This window comes from Rhizobium sp. 268 (assembly GCF_036571585.1).
Taxonomy (GTDB): domain Bacteria; phylum Pseudomonadota; class Alphaproteobacteria; order Rhizobiales; family Rhizobiaceae; genus Rhizobium; species Rhizobium redzepovicii.
Genome location: NZ_JAPPSO010000002.1, coordinates 29,151 through 45,825 on the forward strand (window position 1 = coordinate 29,151; position 16,675 = coordinate 45,825).

General features: G+C 61.9%; 15 protein-coding genes. 5 read left to right on the top strand and 10 right to left on the bottom strand.

What is annotated here, in order from left to right; all coding sequences use genetic code 11:
* Nucleotides 1-35 precede the first annotated feature (35 nt).
* The 5 genes from OS035_RS03655 to OS035_RS03675 are packed head-to-tail and all read right to left on the bottom strand — an operon-like array spanning nt 36 to nt 4,897.
* Nucleotides 36-761, bottom strand: coding sequence for a YesL family protein (locus OS035_RS03655; protein WP_331813384.1), 726 nt, complete (start codon nt 759-761; stop codon nt 36-38).
* A gap of 20 nt (nt 762-781) precedes the next feature.
* Complete coding sequence (locus OS035_RS03660) at nt 782-1,891, bottom strand: ABC transporter ATP-binding protein (RefSeq protein ID WP_331813385.1); 1,110 nt, start codon at nt 1,889-1,891, stop codon at nt 782-784.
* Nucleotides 1,892-1,906: 15 nt separating this feature from the next.
* Nucleotides 1,907-3,079 carry a glycoside hydrolase family 88 protein gene (locus tag OS035_RS03665; RefSeq protein WP_018245935.1) on the bottom strand — a complete coding sequence of 391 codons (1,173 nt, stop codon included), beginning with the start codon at nt 3,077-3,079 and terminating at the stop codon, nt 1,907-1,909.
* Between the two features lie 4 nt (nt 3,080-3,083).
* On the bottom strand, nt 3,084-3,920 hold the full coding sequence (locus tag OS035_RS03670; protein ID WP_097628108.1) for a carbohydrate ABC transporter permease: 837 nt from the start codon (nt 3,918-3,920) through the stop codon (nt 3,084-3,086).
* On the bottom strand, nt 3,917-4,897 hold the full coding sequence (locus OS035_RS03675) for a carbohydrate ABC transporter permease (RefSeq protein WP_210295846.1): 981 nt from the start codon (nt 4,895-4,897) through the stop codon (nt 3,917-3,919). Before OS035_RS03675 ends, OS035_RS03670 begins: the two co-directional genes overlap by 4 nt.
* A gap of 223 nt (nt 4,898-5,120) precedes the next feature.
* On the opposite strand from OS035_RS03675, the gene OS035_RS03680 reads away from it, so the two are divergent.
* Genes OS035_RS03680 through OS035_RS03695 form a run of 4 tightly spaced genes read left to right on the top strand, consistent with a single transcriptional unit; the run spans nt 5,121 to nt 9,888 of the window.
* A complete protein-coding gene (locus tag OS035_RS03680) occupies nt 5,121-6,914 on the top strand; it encodes a heparinase II/III domain-containing protein (RefSeq protein WP_097628107.1) in 1,794 nt (597 codons plus the stop codon).
* A 16-nt stretch (nt 6,915-6,930) separates the two neighbouring features.
* On the top strand, nt 6,931-7,776 hold the full coding sequence (locus tag OS035_RS03685; RefSeq protein ID WP_183779659.1) for a carbohydrate-binding protein: 846 nt from the start codon (nt 6,931-6,933) through the stop codon (nt 7,774-7,776).
* Between the two features lie 53 nt (nt 7,777-7,829).
* On the top strand, nt 7,830-8,498 hold the full coding sequence (locus OS035_RS03690) for a response regulator (protein WP_097628105.1): 669 nt from the start codon (nt 7,830-7,832) through the stop codon (nt 8,496-8,498).
* Nucleotides 8,488-9,888 (top strand): sensor histidine kinase, encoded by a 1,401-nt coding sequence (locus OS035_RS03695; RefSeq protein ID WP_097628104.1) that lies wholly within the window; start codon nt 8,488-8,490, stop codon nt 9,886-9,888. The genes OS035_RS03690 and OS035_RS03695 overlap by 11 nt, the downstream gene beginning before the upstream one ends.
* 81 nt (nt 9,889-9,969) lie before the next feature.
* Here the strand turns inward: OS035_RS03695 and OS035_RS03700 are convergent, their stop codons facing one another.
* The 5 genes from OS035_RS03700 to OS035_RS03720 form a co-directional block, all read right to left on the bottom strand.
* Nucleotides 9,970-10,851, bottom strand: a complete 882-nt coding sequence (locus OS035_RS03700) for an ABC transporter permease (RefSeq protein WP_097628103.1) — start codon at nt 10,849-10,851, stop codon at nt 9,970-9,972.
* Nucleotides 10,852-10,863: 12 nt separating this feature from the next.
* Nucleotides 10,864-11,682, bottom strand: a complete 819-nt coding sequence (locus OS035_RS03705; RefSeq protein WP_097628102.1) for an ABC transporter ATP-binding protein — start codon at nt 11,680-11,682, stop codon at nt 10,864-10,866.
* Nucleotides 11,683-11,776: 94 nt separating this feature from the next.
* On the bottom strand, nt 11,777-12,790 hold the full coding sequence (locus OS035_RS03710; RefSeq protein WP_097628101.1) for an ABC transporter substrate-binding protein: 1,014 nt from the start codon (nt 12,788-12,790) through the stop codon (nt 11,777-11,779).
* 290 nt (nt 12,791-13,080) lie between these two features.
* On the bottom strand, nt 13,081-13,809 hold the full coding sequence (locus tag OS035_RS03715) for a FadR/GntR family transcriptional regulator (protein WP_097628100.1): 729 nt from the start codon (nt 13,807-13,809) through the stop codon (nt 13,081-13,083).
* 324 nt (nt 13,810-14,133) lie between these two features.
* Complete coding sequence (locus tag OS035_RS03720; protein WP_131710486.1) at nt 14,134-15,141, bottom strand: LacI family DNA-binding transcriptional regulator; 1,008 nt, start codon at nt 15,139-15,141, stop codon at nt 14,134-14,136.
* A gap of 205 nt (nt 15,142-15,346) precedes the next feature.
* Here OS035_RS03720 and OS035_RS03725 point away from each other — a divergent pair, with 205 nt between their 5' ends.
* On the top strand, nt 15,347-16,669 hold the full coding sequence (locus OS035_RS03725) for an alpha-L-fucosidase (protein ID WP_331813386.1): 1,323 nt from the start codon (nt 15,347-15,349) through the stop codon (nt 16,667-16,669).
* Nucleotides 16,670-16,675: the final 6 nt, after the last annotated feature.

Here is a 16,675-nt window from a genome sequence, read left to right on the forward strand (position 1 = left end):
TTCTCCTTCCCTGGATCATCTCTGGATCAGTTGTTTTATGAAGCGTCTCGTGCATGCGGTTCGCGGTGCGGCTGCGTTGCGTTTGGCAGGTCTAGAACCGTCACCGCCGCCCGATGGACGCCGAATGCGACGGCGAACATTCCGAGTGAAAAATTGAAGGTCGCCGGCATGAACACGGAAACCGGATAGAAGAGGATGTGCGCCAGCCACAGGGCGGCGTTGACGGCGAGCGCGGCAAGCGCCGGCAGCGGGCGGGCGACGGAGGCGAGCGCGGCGAGGCGAAGGAGCCGCAACGCCGGCAGATCGCGCATGACCATCAGCACGATGAGATGGCAAGCGGTGACCGCGAGGAAGGCGGTGGCAACAAGCGCGACCGCCAGCGGCGCGGCGAGCATCAGGTTGTCATGCGCACCGGCTGCATAGCTGAGGATCGCATGGATACCGAGTGCCAGCCCGCCCGTCTGCGCCAGACCCCAGGCGGTGGCGCGCCAGAAATAGTGCAGGAATGCTTCAGTGAAGTCCCTGAGCAGATAGGTGTTGCGATCCTCGACGAAGGCCACCGAGACCTGGGCCATGGCGACGATTGCCGCCGGCAGCGTTACGACGGGGAGGCAGGCCAGGATGAACAGGATGTTCAGCTTGACCATCTCCCACCATTCGCGGACGAGGATCTCGGCGAACAGAGCAAGGCCGGTCCTCTTCGGCGCATCCTTCGCAATGCCCGGTCCCTCCCTCGTCCACATGTCCCGCAACCACTGCATGGCCGTCTCCCGCAGGCGCCTCAGTATAGAATCGAGCGTTCCGTTTCCTTGTCGAACAGCTGCGCATTGGTCATATCGGCGACCAGCGTCGCCTCCTCGCCGATATCAGGCCGGTAGCGCGGCGAGACGCGGGCGATGAGATTGCGCCCGCCTGCCACCATGTTCAGATGCACTTCCGAGCCCATCGGTTCGGCCAGTTCCACCACCGCCTTCACAGGTGCCATATTCTCGGCCGGGATATCGGCTGGCGGCAGTTCGTGGAAGTTCTCCGGGCGGATGCCGAGCACCAGTTCGCGGCCCTCGTAGGGGGCGATCCTGCCCTTGTCGAAATGGGCAGGCAGCGGCAGTTCCCGGCCGTCGAAGACGGCGATATAGCCGTCGTCCCGGCGCAAAATGGTCGAGGGCAGCATGTTCATCTGCGGCGCGCCGATGAAGCCGGCGACGAACATGTTGACGGGACGGTCGTAGAGGTTCTGCGGCGTATCCACCTGCTGGATGTGCCCGTCCTTCATGACGACGATCCGGTCCGCCATGGTCATGGCCTCCACCTGGTCGTGGGTGACGTAGATGAAGGTGGCGTTGAGGCGCTTGTGCAGCTTGGTGATTTCCGAACGCATCGTGCCGCGCAGTTTGGCATCGAGATTGGAAAGCGGCTCGTCGAGAAGGAAGACCGCCGGATTGCGCACCATCGCACGGCCGAGCGCGACGCGCTGGCGCTGCCCGCCCGAAAGCGCCTTCGGCTTGCGGTTCAGGAGATGAGAGATGTCGAGGATCCTGGCGGCGTCCTGCACCTGGGCATCGATGAAGTCGCGCGACACCTTCCTCAGCTGCAGACCGAAAGCCATGTTCTTGTAGACGGTCATATGCGGGTACAGCGCATAGTTCTGGAAAACCATGGCGATATCCCGATCCTTGGAGGGAACGTCGTTCATGACGTCGCCGCCGATCTTGAGCTCTCCTCCCGATATCTCCTCGAGGCCGGCGATCATCCGCAGCGTCGTCGATTTACCGCAGCCGGAGGGGCCGACCAGGATGATGAATTCCTTGTCGGCGATTTCGAGGTCGATGTCGTGGACGACGGTGAGCGCGCCGTAGGATTTGTTCAGCTCTTTAAGCGAAATGCTGGCCATCGGGTCCTCCTGAATTCACCAATAGGAAGACCAGCTGCGCGAAAGGCGCGTCAAAGCTTCCATGTAATAATAATCTCCCCAGGAGACGCATTCATCGACACCCTCGCCGCGGCAGGTGTTGAACGGCGATTTCTTCGAATAGGTGGCGTGCAGCACCAGGCCGTTGGAGACGGCTGGGTCCTTGACCGCGTAGTGATCGGCAAGGCTCTTCATCATGCGGCGCGCCAGGGTGCGATAGCGTGCGGCCGGTTCCGGCTCGACGAGATCGGCCATTTCCAGAAGGCCGCAGGCGGTGATCGACGCCGACGAGCTGTCGCGCGGCTCGCCGTCGCCGTCCGAAAAGACGAGATCCCAATAGGGCACCATGTCGGCCGGCAGCCGGTTGAGATAGAAGGCGAGCAGCCGGTCGAAGGTTTGGCGGTATTCCTCGATCCGCTCATAGCGATAGGAGAGCGCCATTCCCGAGATGGCCCAGGCCTGTCCGCGCGCCCAGGCGCTGTCGTCCCTGTAACCTTGCTTGGTGGCGCCGCGCACCGGCGCTCCCGTGACCGGGTCCATGTAGAAGGTGTGATAGGTGGAATCGTCCGGCCGAACCGAATTGGCGAGCGTGGTGCGGGCGTGAATGAGAGCGATCTCGCGATATTTCGGATCGCCGGTCTCGCGGCTCGCCCAGTAGAGAAGCGGCAGGTTCAGCAAGCAGTCGATGATGTAGCGGTATTCTTCCGCCACCCCCTTGCGGCCCCAGGCCTGGATGAACTGGCCGACGGGTTGGAAACGCTCGATCAACTGGTCGGCTGCCAGGATGGCGGCCCTGCGGCCATCCTCATCTCCGACAAGCTTCCAGGCGGCGATGCAGGAGGGCGAATAGAGAAAGCCCATATCGTGATGATCCGTCTCGATGCGGTTCACGATCCGATGCAGGAACGATTGGACCTGGATCTGCGCGGCATCGCGGAAAACCGCCTCGCCGCTGTGCTCGAAAGCGAGCCACAGCTCTCCGGGCCAGAAACCCGCGGTCCATTGGTCGTTCGCCACCGCGGGATAGAAATTTCCGACGCTTGAATGGTTCTGCGAGGCATGGGTGAAGGCGGGAAGGTTGCGCCTGATCTGCCCGACGGCAAGATCGAGCGCGGCTTTGACCTCCTGGTCGGTGATCGGCTGCGGGGCGACGGACGAGACGGCGTTCATGGATTTAACCCTTCAGTCCGGTCGAGGCGATACCCTCGACGAAGAAGCGCTGGAGAGAGAGGAAGACGACGAGAACCGGAATGAGGGCGACGACAGAGGCCGCCATGATGAGCCCGTATTCGGCCGAATATTGCGAGATGAACATGCGAAGGCCGATCTGGACGGTCTTCAGCTCGGTCTTGGTCAGGTAGATCATCGGCCCGAGAAAATCGTTCCAGGTGGTGACGAAGGTGAAGATCGTCAGTGTCGAGAGCGCGGGCTTCGACAGCGGCAGCATGATGCGCGCCCAGATCTGGTACTCGTTCATGCCGTCGATGCGGGCCGCCTCGCAGAGCTCGGTCGGGATCGACATGTAGAACTGCCGCATCAGGAAGACGCCGAAGGCGGTGAAAGCCTGCAGGCAGATCAGTGCCAGATGGGTGTTGTTGAGGCCGAATTCGCGCATCAGCAGGAATTGCGGCACCATATAGACCTGCCAGGGCATGGCGATGGTGGCGATATAGCCTAGGAACAGCGTGTTCTTGTAGGGGAAATTCAGCTTGGCGAAGGCGTAGGCGGCAAAGCTGGAGGTCAAAAGTTGCAGCAGCGTGACGATGATCGTCAGCTTCGAGGTGTTGTAGATGAAGAGCGCAAGCGGGATCTTCGTCCAGATATCGACGTAGTTATGCCATTGCGGCTCGGACGGTATCCACTCGATCGGGAAGGCGAAGACGTCGCGGCTGAGCTTCAGCGATGCCGAGAGCATCCAGGCGAAGGGCATCAGCATGACAACCGTCACCGTGATGACGATCGCATAGAGGAGGACCGATTTGAGGGTCACCTTGCGTCCTGCGATCCTCATTCACCATCCTCCCTCTGGCGCCGGAACTGGAAGACGGTGACGGCGAGCACGAGGAAGAACAGAACGAGCGCAACCATGCTGGAATAGCCGAGATCCCAGGAAATGAAGGCCTCGTTGTAGATGTGGTAGACGAGGACGAGCGTCGAGGTGCCGGGTCCGCCCTGGGTGATCATGTAGATCTGGTCGAACACCTTGAAGGACTGGATCGTCAGCATGACGGTGACGAAGAAGGTCGTTGGCCCGAGCTGCGGCACCGTGACATGGATGAACTTCTGCCAGGAATTGGCGCCATCGAGATCGGCGGCCTCATAGAGCTCCGAATTGATGCCCTGCAGGCCGGCCAGATAGATGACCATGTAATAGCCCATGTTCTTCCAGATGCCGAAGAGGATCACCGTCACCATCGCCCAGTGGCGGTCGGCCGACCATCCTGGCATGTTCTTGGGGTCAAGGCCGAGCGTGTAAAGGATCATGTTCACCGGCCCCATCTCGGGGTTGAAGATCATGTTCCAGACGACGGCGACGGCGACCAGCGAGGCGACATAGGGGAAGAACATTGCCGTGCGGAAGAAATTCCGTCCCACGATCTTCTGGTTGAGAAGAACGGCGAGACCGAGCGCGCAAAGGAGCGTCGCCGGCACCGAGGCAGCCGTGTAGATGATCGTGTTCCAGAACGCCGCGATGAAGGCCTTGTCCTCGAAGAGCCGCCAGAAGTTGTCGAGGCCTGCGAAGGTGATCGCGTTCGAGCCGTCCCAATGCATGAAGGCAAGCGCGAAGGCGAAGAGGATCGGGCCGAGCGTGAAGACGGCGAAGCCGAGGAAGTTCGGCGCGATGAACGAATAGGCGACGAGCGCATTGCGGACCTTGCGCTGGCGCTTGGACAGGACGGTGACCTTCCGGCGGGCCACGGCCGGGGCGCCATCCCTAGAGATGACCGAATTCGATATGGACACCGATGCTTCCTCCTGGACGGGCATTCTGCGGCTGGCGGCTTCCAGGATTCTCCAACTTCAATCCAGAGCCGTTTGGGCGCGCGGGCGCCGCCTGTTCTTCCTCCTGCCAAGGACATAGCACATCTCCGGTATTGGTCAAACAAGTTCTGAATAGATCATACAAATTTTATGGCGAGCGCCAAAAACATATGATAGGTGAGCATCAGGCCGATGCCGCCATCGAGGCTTTTCCAATGCGGGGAGGGACATGTTCAGCGAGATTTCAGAGAAGCTGCCGGACGTCCTCGGCGATTTCACGCCGGGATCTACCTACTCCGACCGTGAGAGATGGAACGCGGTGCCGCAGACTGCGCGGGATGTGGTCGTGCGCGATGCCGAAGCCACATTTGCGCGCGCCTGGCCTCTCATCACTGCCTCCGATTACCGGGAGTACACGCAGACCGGCAACCGCTCGCACTTCGAGGCGCTTTATTTCACCCGTCGGCGGATGCTCAATGATCTTGTGCTAGCCGAACTCTTGGAAGCGGGGGGGCGGTTCCTGCCGAAGATCGTCGACGGCATCTTCCTGATTGCCGAGGAGAGCGGCTGGCAGCTTCCGGCGCATAATGCCTATGGGCGCGGCGGCCCGCGTTTGCCGCTTCCCGACACTTCGCAGCCGGTTGTCGATCTCTTCGCGGCCGAAACGGCAGCCCTTCTGGCGACGATCGTCGCCCTGCTCGGCGATGCGCTCGACGGCATCAGCGCGGAGATTGCGGCGCGTGTGGAACGCGAGATCGAGACCCGCATCCTGACACCCTATCTCGGCCGGCATTTCTGGTGGATGGGCAGCGGCGAGGAGCGGATGAACAATTGGACGGCCTGGATTACCCAGAATGTTCTTTTAACCACCTTCTCGCTCAAGACCGACAAGCCTACACGCCGCGCCGTGGTCGAAAAAGCGCTCGGCAGTCTCGATGCATTCCTTAAGGATTATGCCGAGGACGGGGCCTGCGAAGAGGGCGTCGTCTATTATCGCCATGCCGCACTCTGCCTGAACGGCGCGCTGACCGTGCTCGATAGCGTGGCGCCCGGCCTGTTCGACGGGATCTGGCAGCAGCCGAAGATCCGCAATATGGCCGAATACATCGCCAACATGCATGTTGCCGGCCGCCATTATTTCAACTTCGCGGATTCCTCCGCGGTGGTCGAGCCTTGCAGCCTACGGGAATACCTGTTCGGCAAGTCTGTTGGTTCGGAGATGCTGGCGACGTTCGCCGCAGCCGACCGGGCGGCAGCCGAGACCCCGCACCTGCCCGGCGAATGGAACCTCTGGTACCGCGTTCAGGAGCTGCTGGTCGGTCATACGATCCCCGCCGCCGAACCGCAGCCGGCATCCGGCCGGGATATCTTTTATCCCGGCATCGGCCTGTTCATCGCCCGCGACGGGCAATTTTCGCTCGCGGTCAAGGCCGGCAACAACGGCGAAGGCCACAATCACAACGATGTCGGCAGCCTCACGCTCTACAAGAACGGCCGACCCTTCCTGATCGACGTCGGCGTCGAGACCTACACGGCAAAAACCTTTTCGCCGCGGCGTTACGAAATATGGACGATGCAATCGGCCTATCACAATCTGCCGACCTTCGAAGGCGTCATGCAGTCCGCCGGCGAAGCCTTCGGCGCCGGCGATGTCGATTTCGATTTCGGCGACAGCGAGGCGCGCATCTCTCTCGATATATCAGGCGCCTATCCCCCGGAAGCGAATGTGCGCAGCTATCGGCGCACGGTCTCCCTGAAACGGGGTCGCCATGTCGAGATCGTCGATACCTATGACGGCGGCAAGCCGGCCGTCCTGTCGCTGATGACATGTGTGGCGCCGACCGTTGCCCCCGGCCGGATCAATCTCGCCGATCTCGGCAGCATTTCCGTCGATGGCGCCGGGTCGATCGAGATCGACGAGATCGACGTTGATGACATCAGGCTGAAAGCGGCCTGGCCCGAGAAGCTCTACCGGCTGCGCCTGCCGTTTGCCGGCAAGCTTCTGAGATTGCGGATCGTCTAGCCTGAGGAGGGCGAGCATGGAATTGACGCTGAAGATCATGGATGCCGATGGCTTCGTGCTGGCAAGCGCCACGGGGCAGGGCGAGACGTTTCTGGTCTATCGGCAGAGCTATCGCGAGGGCGACTGCGTAGTCGTGGAGGCGTCCGAACCCGGACATATCTTTCTGGCGCTGGACAGCGCGAATCAACCCGGCCCGGTCTATATGAAGGGATGCGATTATTGCCTCGCCGTGCCGTTCGGCGACAAGCGTAAACCCTATTCGCCGAACGCCTTCAGGGGCGATATTCATCGGCTTTCGGTCCGAAGCGCGCGGCCCGACGAGATTGCCCAGCGGCGTAATCTCGCCCTGAACCCCTGGGACGATCACGCCAATCGGACGCTGTTTCCGCATGCGCGCGCGAATGTCGAAACCCGGGGTGAGGCCGTCTTTGCCGCGCGCAACGCCATCGATGGCGAAAAGGCCAACGACGATCATGGCTTTTGGCCCTATACCAGCTGGGGCATCAATCGAGATCCTGAAGCCGCGCTGACGGTGGAATTCGGCCGGCCCGTCCGCATCGATGAGATTGTCTTCTACCTCCGGGCGGACTTCCCGCATGATTCCTGGTGGGAGAAAGCCAGCGTCACCTTCTCGAACGGCGGGAGCTGCTCCTTTCCGCTGGTGAAGTCCGGTGCTGCGCAAGGCTTTTCCATAGAACCCTGCATCGTCGAATGGGTGGAGCTGCACGGCCTGATCAAGGCGGAGGACGGCTCGCCCTTTCCGGCGCTGACGCAGATCGAAATCTGGGGAACGGAGGTGCCGATGGCCGGAGACCGGAACTTCGCAGCCGTTGCCGTCGAGGGCGAGGCCGAGCACGCCTAGAACCACCCGTGTCGCGCTTCCGCCAGACCGTCTGCCCGTGCTAAGGGGGATGGATGAGACTGCTTGTGGTGGAGGACAACAAGGATCTGGCGGCCTGGCTGGGCAAAGCCCTGCGGCAGGCGCAATATGCTATCGATATCGCCCATGACGGCGAGGATGCCGAGCATATGCTCAAGGTGGCCGAGTATTCGGCGATGATCCTCGACCTTGCGCTGCCCAAGCTTGACGGATTGACGCTTTTGAAGCGGCTAAGGCAGTCGGGAAACAAGCTTCCGGTGATCATCCTGACCGCGAATGCAAGCTTGGACGGCCGTGTGGCGGGGCTCGACAGTGGCGCCGACGACTATCTCGCCAAGCCCTTCGAAATTGCCGAGCTCGAAGCGAGAATCCGCGCGGTGGTGCGCCGCGGACAGGATCGCGCATCGTCCGAGATCACCGTCGGCAACCTGCGTTTTTCCGGCGGAACGCGGCAGTTTTTCGTCGCGGACGAGCTGCTGCAGCTGACGCCGCGAGAATATGCCGTTCTTGAACAGCTCGTCATGAAGCTGGGCAACACGGTGTCGAAAGCCGCTCTTTCCGAAAGCGTGTTCGGTTTCGACGACGAGGCGGATCCGAGCGCCATCGAAATCTACGTCCACCGGCTCAGAAAGAAGCTCGAAAGCAGCTCGGTTCAAATCGCGACGCTGCGCGGGCTCGGTTATCTCCTCAGACATGTCGAATAGCATCGTCATAAAGGCCGGCGCGACGATTGCGCGGCTCAGCCGGAGCCTGAGAGTACAGTTGCTCTGCTGGGTACTGCTGACCCTTCTCGGCGCGATCGGCTTCAATCTTTACGACAGCTTCTGGACGGCGGATGCGACGGCGAAGCTGGTGACGGATCGAACGCTTCTGGCCTCGGCCCGCGTCATCGCCGAGGCCGTCCGCGTCGACGAGGGCGGCAATGTTCAGGTGGACGTGCCGCCGGCAGCGCTCGAGATGTTCGATACGGGTTTCGGTGACCGGGTCTCCTATCAGGTGATCACCGCCTGGGGCAGTCTGGTGAGCGGCTTTCCCGATTTGCCGTTGCCGACTGTCCAACGGGTAGGTGAGGATCGCGCATTCCATGGCGCCAATGTGCGCGTCATGATGCTCGACCATCCCGTCGTCGGTCTTCCTGATGACGGCACCATCTCGGTCACTGTCGCCGTGACCCATAACAGCCAGTACGCGATGCGAAGGCAGCTGTGGCTTTCGGACTTCTCCAAGCAGTTCGTGCTCGTCTTCGTTGCAAGCCTGGTGACCATCCTCGGGCTCCAACGCGGCCTCGCCCCGGCTCTCCGACTGCGGGACGCCGTGCGCCAGCGCGGCCGCAACCGTCTCGATCCGCTGCCGCCCGAGATGGTGCAGAGCGAACTGCAGCCGCTCGTTCATGCGCTCAACGACTATATGGAGCGTGTCCAAAGCCAGATGGCCGCGCAGCGGCGGTTCGTATCGAATGCCGCCCATCAACTGAGAACGCCCCTGGCGCTGATTTCGACCCAGGCAAGCGTGGCGGCCCGCGAAGCCGATGCGGCCCGCCGCGACGAGGCGCTTTTTGCCCTTCGCACCAGCACGCGGCAGATATCGCGCCTCGCCAGCCAGCTCCTGACCTTGTCACGGGCCGAGCCCGGAAGCCGGCGCCCGCGCAGCGATGCGGCCGACCTCAGCAAGGCCGCCCGCGAGATCTTGGAAGCGCATGCCGAAGAGGCGTTGAGGCGCAACATCGACGTCGGTCTGGAAGCGGACGGCCCCGTCATCGTCGAAGGCGACGGGACGATGTTGCGGGAGATGCTGGTCAACCTCGTCGACAACGCGATCCGCTATACTCGGGCGAATGGACGGGTGACTGTTGCGGTGGGGCAGGCCGATAGGCATGCCATCGTAACCGTCGAAGACAACGGGCCAGGTATTCCGAGCGGGGAGCGCGAACAGGTTTTCGAACGATTTTACCGGATCATGGGGACCGAAGCGGAAGGCAGCGGCTTGGGGCTGGCGATCGTCCGGGAAGTCGTCGAAGGCGCTGGCGGTTCAGTCTCGCTCGGCGAAGCTGAAGGCGGCGGCCTCGTCGTGACCGTGCGGCTTCCGCTCACGTGAACCTGAAGCGCATCAAATGCAGAAGGCCGGGCATGATGCCCGGCCTTCTCTTCGATCTGCCTTGGGAGGAGGTCGATCGTATTACTGCGTATCCATGTGCTGCTGCGGGCGCCATTTCGCCAGGCGGTTCTCGATCACCGTCATGATGAATTCGGCAACGAGCGTGACGACCATGACGAGCAGGATCGCCGCGAACATGCCGGCCGCGTCGAACGTGCCCTTGGCGATCGAGATAAGCTGACCGATGCCGAAGCGCGCGCCGACGAATTCGCCGACGATCGCGCCGATGATCGCAAAGCCGAAGGAGACGTGCAGGCTGGCGAAGATCCAGCTCATCGCCGAGGGAATGACCACCGTGCGGGTCACCTGCCAGTCCGAGGCGCCGAGAATGCGGGCATTGGCGATCATGTTGCGGTCGGCCTCGCGTACACCCTGAAAGGCGTTGGCGAAGACGACGAAGAATACCATGATGAAGGCAAGCGCGACCTTGGAGGGCAGGCCGAGACCCATGATCATGATGAAGATCGGGGCAAGCACCACGCGGGGGATCGAGTTGATCGCCTTGATGTAAACGGAGAAGATGTCCGACAGGAAGCGGTTGCGGCCGAGGCCGATGCCGACGAAGACGCCGGTGATCGAGCCGGCGAAGAAGCCGATCAGCGCCTCCTCCATCGTCACCCAGAGATTATACCAGAGCGACCCTTCGGTGGTGCCCTCGGTTGCCCATTCGTAGAGACGCTGAAGAACGCCGCTCGGGCTTGAGTAGAAGAACGGATCGATCCACTGCATGTTGGAGGAGAGCTCCCACATGCCGATCACGAAGACCAGGATGGCGATCTGCCAGAAACGCACGAGCGTATTGCGCCGGCGTATTGCCTTCAGCGCGGAGGCTTCGATCTCGGCATCTGATGTGCCCGGGCGAAACAGCGCGGCGGAACCGGCCTCGAAAGTGGTATGTGCCATGATATCCTCCTCTCAAGCCGCTTCGCTTGCGCGGCGGTAGCTGGTCTCGACCTCTTCGCGGAGGTCCTCCCAGATCGTCTTGCAATAATCGATGAAGTTCTGCTCGTAGCGGATCTCCGACACGACGCGCGGGCGGGGAAGATCGATCGTGTAGACCGACTTAACCGTGGCGGGGCCGGCTGTGAGCACATAAACCTTGTCGGCGAGCGCCACGGCCTCTTCGAGATCATGGGTTACGAAGACCACAGAAGCCTTTCGCTCCGCCCAGAGCTTGAGGAGCTCCTCGTGCATGACGGTGCGGGTCTGCACGTCGAGCGCCGAGAAGGGCTCGTCCATCAGCAGGATTTCCGGTTCGTTGATGAAGGTCTGCGCCAGCGAGACGCGCTTGCGCATGCCTCCCGACAGCTGATGGGGATAGTGGTGGAGAAACTTCGACAGGCCGACGCGCGCCAGCCAGCCGCGAGCCATCTTTTCTGCCTCGGTGCGAGACTTGCCGCGGAACAGCGGCCCGGCCATGACGTTGTCGATGACGTTCTTCCAGGGGAACAACGCGTCGGTCTGGAAGGCGAAGCCGACCCGCGGATCGATGCCGGTGATCGGCCCGCCCATCAGGCGGACTTCGCCGGCGGAGGGGCGTGCCAGGCCCGTTACGAGATTGAGCGTCGTCGATTTGCCGCAGCCGGTGGGGCCGACGACGGCGACGAACTCACCGCGGGCGACCGTCATGTTGAAATCGCGCAGCGCGGTCAGTGATTTTCCGGTCGGCGAGACGAAGCGCCGGCTGACATTGATCAGCTCGATCGCGGGGATCTGTTTGTTGTCCTGTTGCATGGTAATACCCGAGGCGTGCTTGAGGGCGCGCACGCAAAGCCCATGATCGAACGGAGGCCGCTCCCGCTTGGGAGCCGGGAGCGGCGCGACTGACTTACTTGACGTTCTTGACGAATTCCGTCGTGTAGGTCTTGGAGAGGTCGATCTGCTTGCCCTTGACGTTCTTGGAGAATTCCGAGAGCACAGCAAGCACGGTCTTCGGACCGTCTTCGGGCATGACGCCATCCGGCGTGAACATGCCCTTGCCGTCGTTCAAAGCCTTGATGTAGCCGTCCTTGTCGCCGACGTAGAAATCCTTCGGCATCTTATCCGCGATCTCGGCTGCGGAATGCGTGTTGATGTAGCGCAGGGTTTTGACGAAGGCGTTGGCGAGCTTCTGCGCCTCGTCTTTGTGCGCGTCGACCCAGGCGGTTTCCATGTAGAGCGAGGCGGCCGGATAGGTGCCGCCGAGCGCCTTTCGGGTCGATTCGACCGTCCGCATGTCGACGAGAACACTGGCTTCGCCGGTTTTGATGAGGCGCGAGATCGTCGGCTCCGTCGTCATGCCGGCCTGGATCTGGTCCTGCTGCATGGCGGCGATGAACGTGCCGCCGGCACCCACAGGAACGGTGACGACGTCACCCGGCTGCAGTCCGGCCTTCGAGGCCATGAAGAGCGTCAGGAAGTTGGTGGACGAGCCGAGGCCGGTAACGCCGAGGGTCTTGCCCTTGAAATCGGCCGGCGATTTGATCTCAGGATGCTTGCTCGAGACCATCTCGACCTCACCCGGCGCCTGGCTGAACTGGACGAGGGATTCGACGAATTTGCCCTTAGCCTGCAGGTCTACGCAGTGATCGTAGAAGCCGACGACCCCCTGGACGGCGCCTGCCAGCAGCTGGTTTTCGGCGTCGACGCCGGCAGCTTCGTTCAGGAGCTCGACGTCGAGGCCCTCGTCCTTGAAGTAACCGAGAGATTCGGCGAGCTTGGCGGGCAGATAGATCTGCTTCTCATAGCCGCCGACCATGATGGTGATCTTGTCGGCCGCATGGGCAGCTGTTGAAGCAAAGGATGCCGCGGTCAGCAGCGTGGAAAAAGCGACGGTGTGAAAAAGGCTGCGTGAAGAACGCATTGATATCTCCTCCTGGTGGTGTGACCGCATCGTCGTCTCGCCACTTAGACCGTGTCTCCTCCACGATGCTGCCCTTTCCTATGACCTCGAAGCTTTCAATTAGCTTTCAGCCGCTGACGGGGTAGCCAGTCCGTCCATGCATCCCGCTGATGCGCGCCGGTGCAGAGGCGATCACAATAAAGGCGGCTGCGCAAACCGGCCAGCAGGTTCGTTCCCGACGCCACGTTCGGATGGCGGGTTGGCTGGTGATTTCGGAAAACCTTGAGTGCTGGCAGTGCTTCTGGCAGGCCTCAGCTCGTAAAGCTTCGCAGATCCTTCAGCAGGTTGCGGTATCTGGCTTGGCTGCCGACCAGATGCTCGCGCATTGCGTTGCGCGCGGCCTGATCATCCCTGTCGGAGATGGCCATGACGATCGCTTCGTGTTCCCTGTGGATCAGCTTTCGGTAAGCGGTCTGCTCGGCGGTTCTCGTTTCCGGAACGAGCCGCGACTGCGGGATGATCACGGTTCCCTGCGATTCCAGGAAGTGTTTGAACAGCGGGTTGTTCGTCGCCTCGGCGATCGCGACATGGAGGTCGAGATCCGCCTCGCGGATGGATTGATCGGTCTCGATGCGCTGGAGGATTTTCCGGTGGCATTCGAAGATCGCCTCCTCTTGTGCCGGCGAGCGGCGCAAGGCGGCAAGTCCCGCCGCCTCGATTTCGACAGGCGTCCGGATTTCGAGCACCTCCAGATCGGAGGCGACGCGGGCCTTGTCGACCTTTCGGCCTGACAGTGACGGATCGGCGCCGATCACGAAAATGCCCGCGCCCTGGCGCACTTCGACCAGTCCATCGGAACGAAGCGCAGCGACAGCCTCGCGCACTACGGTGCGGCTGACGCTGTGCGTCTCGGTGAGTTCATGCTCGCTCGGAAGCTTGTCGCCGGCGGCATACTGGCCGCTGAGGATTGCTTGCCGGAGGCTTTCGCCGACCTGCGAGACCAGCGACCCCGAGCCTCTGCTGCGATCCTTTGCCTGCATAGCCACGCCTTGACCCCCGCTCCGGCTTTGATCCGCATGCCGACAAGATTGGCGGCATGCGGAATCTATATTCATCACACATGTATGACAAATCCTCCGATCTTTCAATGACTAACGGCATCGTCGCTGTCTGTTTTGCTGGAGTGTCGCCGGGCGCAGAGCGTCTTGTTGGCCTTAGTCGGCATCATCCGACGCTCCTCATGCTGAGGTGCGCAGCCGAAGGGCCAAGCCTCGTAGCACGCCGCAACGCTGCTTCTTGCATGTATCAGCGCCTGAGCACCCACCTCGTCCTTTGCCCAGTCAGCAGAGCCCGAGGGAGGGGACTCAGAGCCGCCTGGTCGACTCCCCGCGCACGAATCTCGGCGTCAGGATAAAATCCTGCGGCGGCTCGGCGGCGGCCTCGGGGCTTGCGATCCTTGCCAGCAGGCGCTGGGCCGCGAGTTCGCCGAGCTTCTGCGCATCCTGCACGACCATGGTGATGCGCGGCGTGATGACGTTGCTCCAGGGCACGTCGTCGACCATCGCCAGCGATACGTCGTCGGGGCAGCGGAAGCCCATTTCCTGCATCACCTGCAATGCTGCCAGGCCCATCATGTTGTTGGCGCCGATGATGGCGGTCGGGCGGTCGCGCCGCGTCAGCAGGCGCATCGCCTGCGCATGGCCGCCGGTTCTGGTGTAGCCGCCTTCGACCACCAGCGAGGGGTCGATATCCACGCCGGCGGCGGACATCGTATCCATAAAGCCCTTCAGCCGCTCATCGGCGGTATGCAGGCCGGAGGGGCCGGAAATGAAGCCGATGCGCCGGTGGCCGAGCTGCAGCAGATGCTCCGTCAGGATGGTCGTCGTCAGCGGATTGTCGGAGCCGACGAAATCGCGCGCCGCGCCCTCCACCTTCTGGTCGAACATCACGATCGGGGTCTTGAAATCGCGCAGGAACGCCGCGTATTCCGCGCCGTGGCCGTTTGTTGCCAGCGCGATGCCGGCGATCTTCTGCGCTTCCATCCGCTCCAGCAAGGCCCGTTCGAGTTCGGCCCGGCCGGAAGAATCGGCGATCAGGACGAAATAGCCGTGATCGAGCGCCTGATGCTCGATCTCCCGGCGGATATCGCCGAAGAACATGTTGCCGAGATTGGCCGAAACAAAACCGATCAGCGAACTGCGCCCGCGCGCCAGCGTCTGGGCCACCGGATCGATGCGGTAACCGGTCGATTTTATCGCCTGCTGGATGCGGTCGAGCGTCTCGACGCCGACCCGCTTCGGGCTGTTGAGCGCGAGCGAGACAGTCGAGATCGAAACCCCCGCAAGGCGCGCTACATCTCGTATAGTGGTCATATTTTCGAACCGGTTCTATGGCTTGATAGTGCCAGATTTCATCAGCCAGTGCAATAGGTTGCCGGGGTAGCGGCGCCAAGCGGCAGATATCCAGTCACATTTTAGCTGGCTGATTTCAGCTTGACACGCGAGGAGCTGGGGTGAATGATCAATGTACCGAACCGGTTCGATGATGTGAAGGGCCGGAAACAGGGAGGAGAAACCTGTGACGATTGCAGCGCGTCAGCTGGAGAAACCGGCGTCGGGAGAGACGGGCAAGCACGCCTGGTTCAGCCATGATCGCCTTGGCATGTTCATCCATTGGGGCCTCTATGCTCTCGGAGCCCGGCACGAGTGGTTGAAGAACCGCGAAGAGCTGACCGATGAGCATTACCAGCGCTATTTCGACAATTTCGATCCCGATCTCTACGATCCCAAGGAATGGGCCCGCCGGGCGCGTCTCGCCGGCATGAAATATGTCGTGGTGACGACCAAGCATCACGAGGGCTTCTGCCTTTGGGACAGCAAGGTTACCGATTACAAGGCGACGAATACGCCCTGCGGCAGGGATCTGCTGACGCCGCTGGTTGAGGCGTTTCGCGCCGAGGGGCTGAAGATCGGCTTTTATTATTCGCTGCTCGATTGGCACCATCCTGATTTTCCGATCGACGTCCACCATCCCCTCCGCAACCATGCCGACGCCAAGGCGCTGAACGCCGGCCGCAACATCGCTAATTACGCCGCCTATATGCGCGAACAGGTGCGCGAGCTTCTGACCGGTTTCGGCCGCATCGACATCATCTGGTTCGATTTCAGCTATCCCGGCCGCGAATATCACGGCCTGCCAGGCAAGGGACGCGCCGATTGGGAAAGCGAGCGGCTGATCGAGCTGGTGCGCGAGCTGCAGCCCGAAATCATCGTCAACAACCGCCTCGACCTGCCGCCGGGCAAGCTGCCGGATGTGACGACGCCGGAGCAATATACGCCGCGCGTGGCGCCTGCCATCGCCAGCCAAGGGGTGCTCTGGGAAGCCTGCCACACCTTCAGCGGCTCCTGGGGCTATCACCGCGACGAGGATAGCTGGAAGAGCCCGGAACAGATCATCCAGCTGCTGATCGATTCCGTCGCGCTCGGCGGCAACCTGCTGATGAATGTCGGCCCGACCGGGCGCGGCACCTTCGACGCGCGCGCCGTCGATGCGCTTGCGGTCTACCAGAACTGGATGGCCGTCAACGGCCGCTCCATCTACGGCGCCGGGCCATCGGAACTGCCGGTGCCGGCCGGATGCCGCTATACCCAGCGCGGCAATCGCCTCTATCTGCATGTCTACAACTGGCCCTACCGCCACATTCATATCCAGGGCCTCGCCGACAGGATCGCCTATGCGCAGTTCCTGCACGATGCCAGCGAAGTGCGTTGGCTCAGCCAGACGAAGGAAGTGGATTCCAATATCGGCGTGATGGTGCCGGAAGGCATGATCACGCTCGAACTGCCGGTTCGGCGACCTGACGTTACCGTCCCGGTGATCGAGATCGTCCTCAAGGCGTGAACTCGG

Bases quoted from the DNA above. Each gene is read 5' to 3' on its own strand.
- OS035_RS03655 (WP_331813384.1), bottom strand. From the start codon at position 761: ATGCAGTGGTTGCGGGACATGTGGACGAGGGAGGGACCGGGCATTGCG.
- OS035_RS03660 (WP_331813385.1), bottom strand. From the start codon at position 1,891: ATGGCCAGCATTTCGCTTAAAGAGCTGAACAAATCCTACGGCGCGCTC.
- OS035_RS03665 (WP_018245935.1), bottom strand. From the start codon at position 3,079: ATGAACGCCGTCTCGTCCGTCGCCCCGCAGCCGATCACCGACCAGGAG.
- OS035_RS03670 (WP_097628108.1), bottom strand. From the start codon at position 3,920: ATGAGGATCGCAGGACGCAAGGTGACCCTCAAATCGGTCCTCCTCTAT.
- OS035_RS03675 (WP_210295846.1), bottom strand. From the start codon at position 4,897: ATGCCCGTCCAGGAGGAAGCATCGGTGTCCATATCGAATTCGGTCATC.
- OS035_RS03680 (WP_097628107.1), top strand. From the start codon at position 5,121: ATGTTCAGCGAGATTTCAGAGAAGCTGCCGGACGTCCTCGGCGATTTC.
- OS035_RS03685 (WP_183779659.1), top strand. From the start codon at position 6,931: ATGGAATTGACGCTGAAGATCATGGATGCCGATGGCTTCGTGCTGGCA.
- OS035_RS03690 (WP_097628105.1), top strand. From the start codon at position 7,830: ATGAGACTGCTTGTGGTGGAGGACAACAAGGATCTGGCGGCCTGGCTG.
- OS035_RS03695 (WP_097628104.1), top strand. From the start codon at position 8,488: ATGTCGAATAGCATCGTCATAAAGGCCGGCGCGACGATTGCGCGGCTC.
- OS035_RS03700 (WP_097628103.1), bottom strand. From the start codon at position 10,851: ATGGCACATACCACTTTCGAGGCCGGTTCCGCCGCGCTGTTTCGCCCG.
- OS035_RS03705 (WP_097628102.1), bottom strand. From the start codon at position 11,682: ATGCAACAGGACAACAAACAGATCCCCGCGATCGAGCTGATCAATGTC.
- OS035_RS03710 (WP_097628101.1), bottom strand. From the start codon at position 12,790: ATGCGTTCTTCACGCAGCCTTTTTCACACCGTCGCTTTTTCCACGCTG.
- OS035_RS03715 (WP_097628100.1), bottom strand. From the start codon at position 13,809: ATGCAGGCAAAGGATCGCAGCAGAGGCTCGGGGTCGCTGGTCTCGCAG.
- OS035_RS03720 (WP_131710486.1), bottom strand. From the start codon at position 15,141: ATGACCACTATACGAGATGTAGCGCGCCTTGCGGGGGTTTCGATCTCG.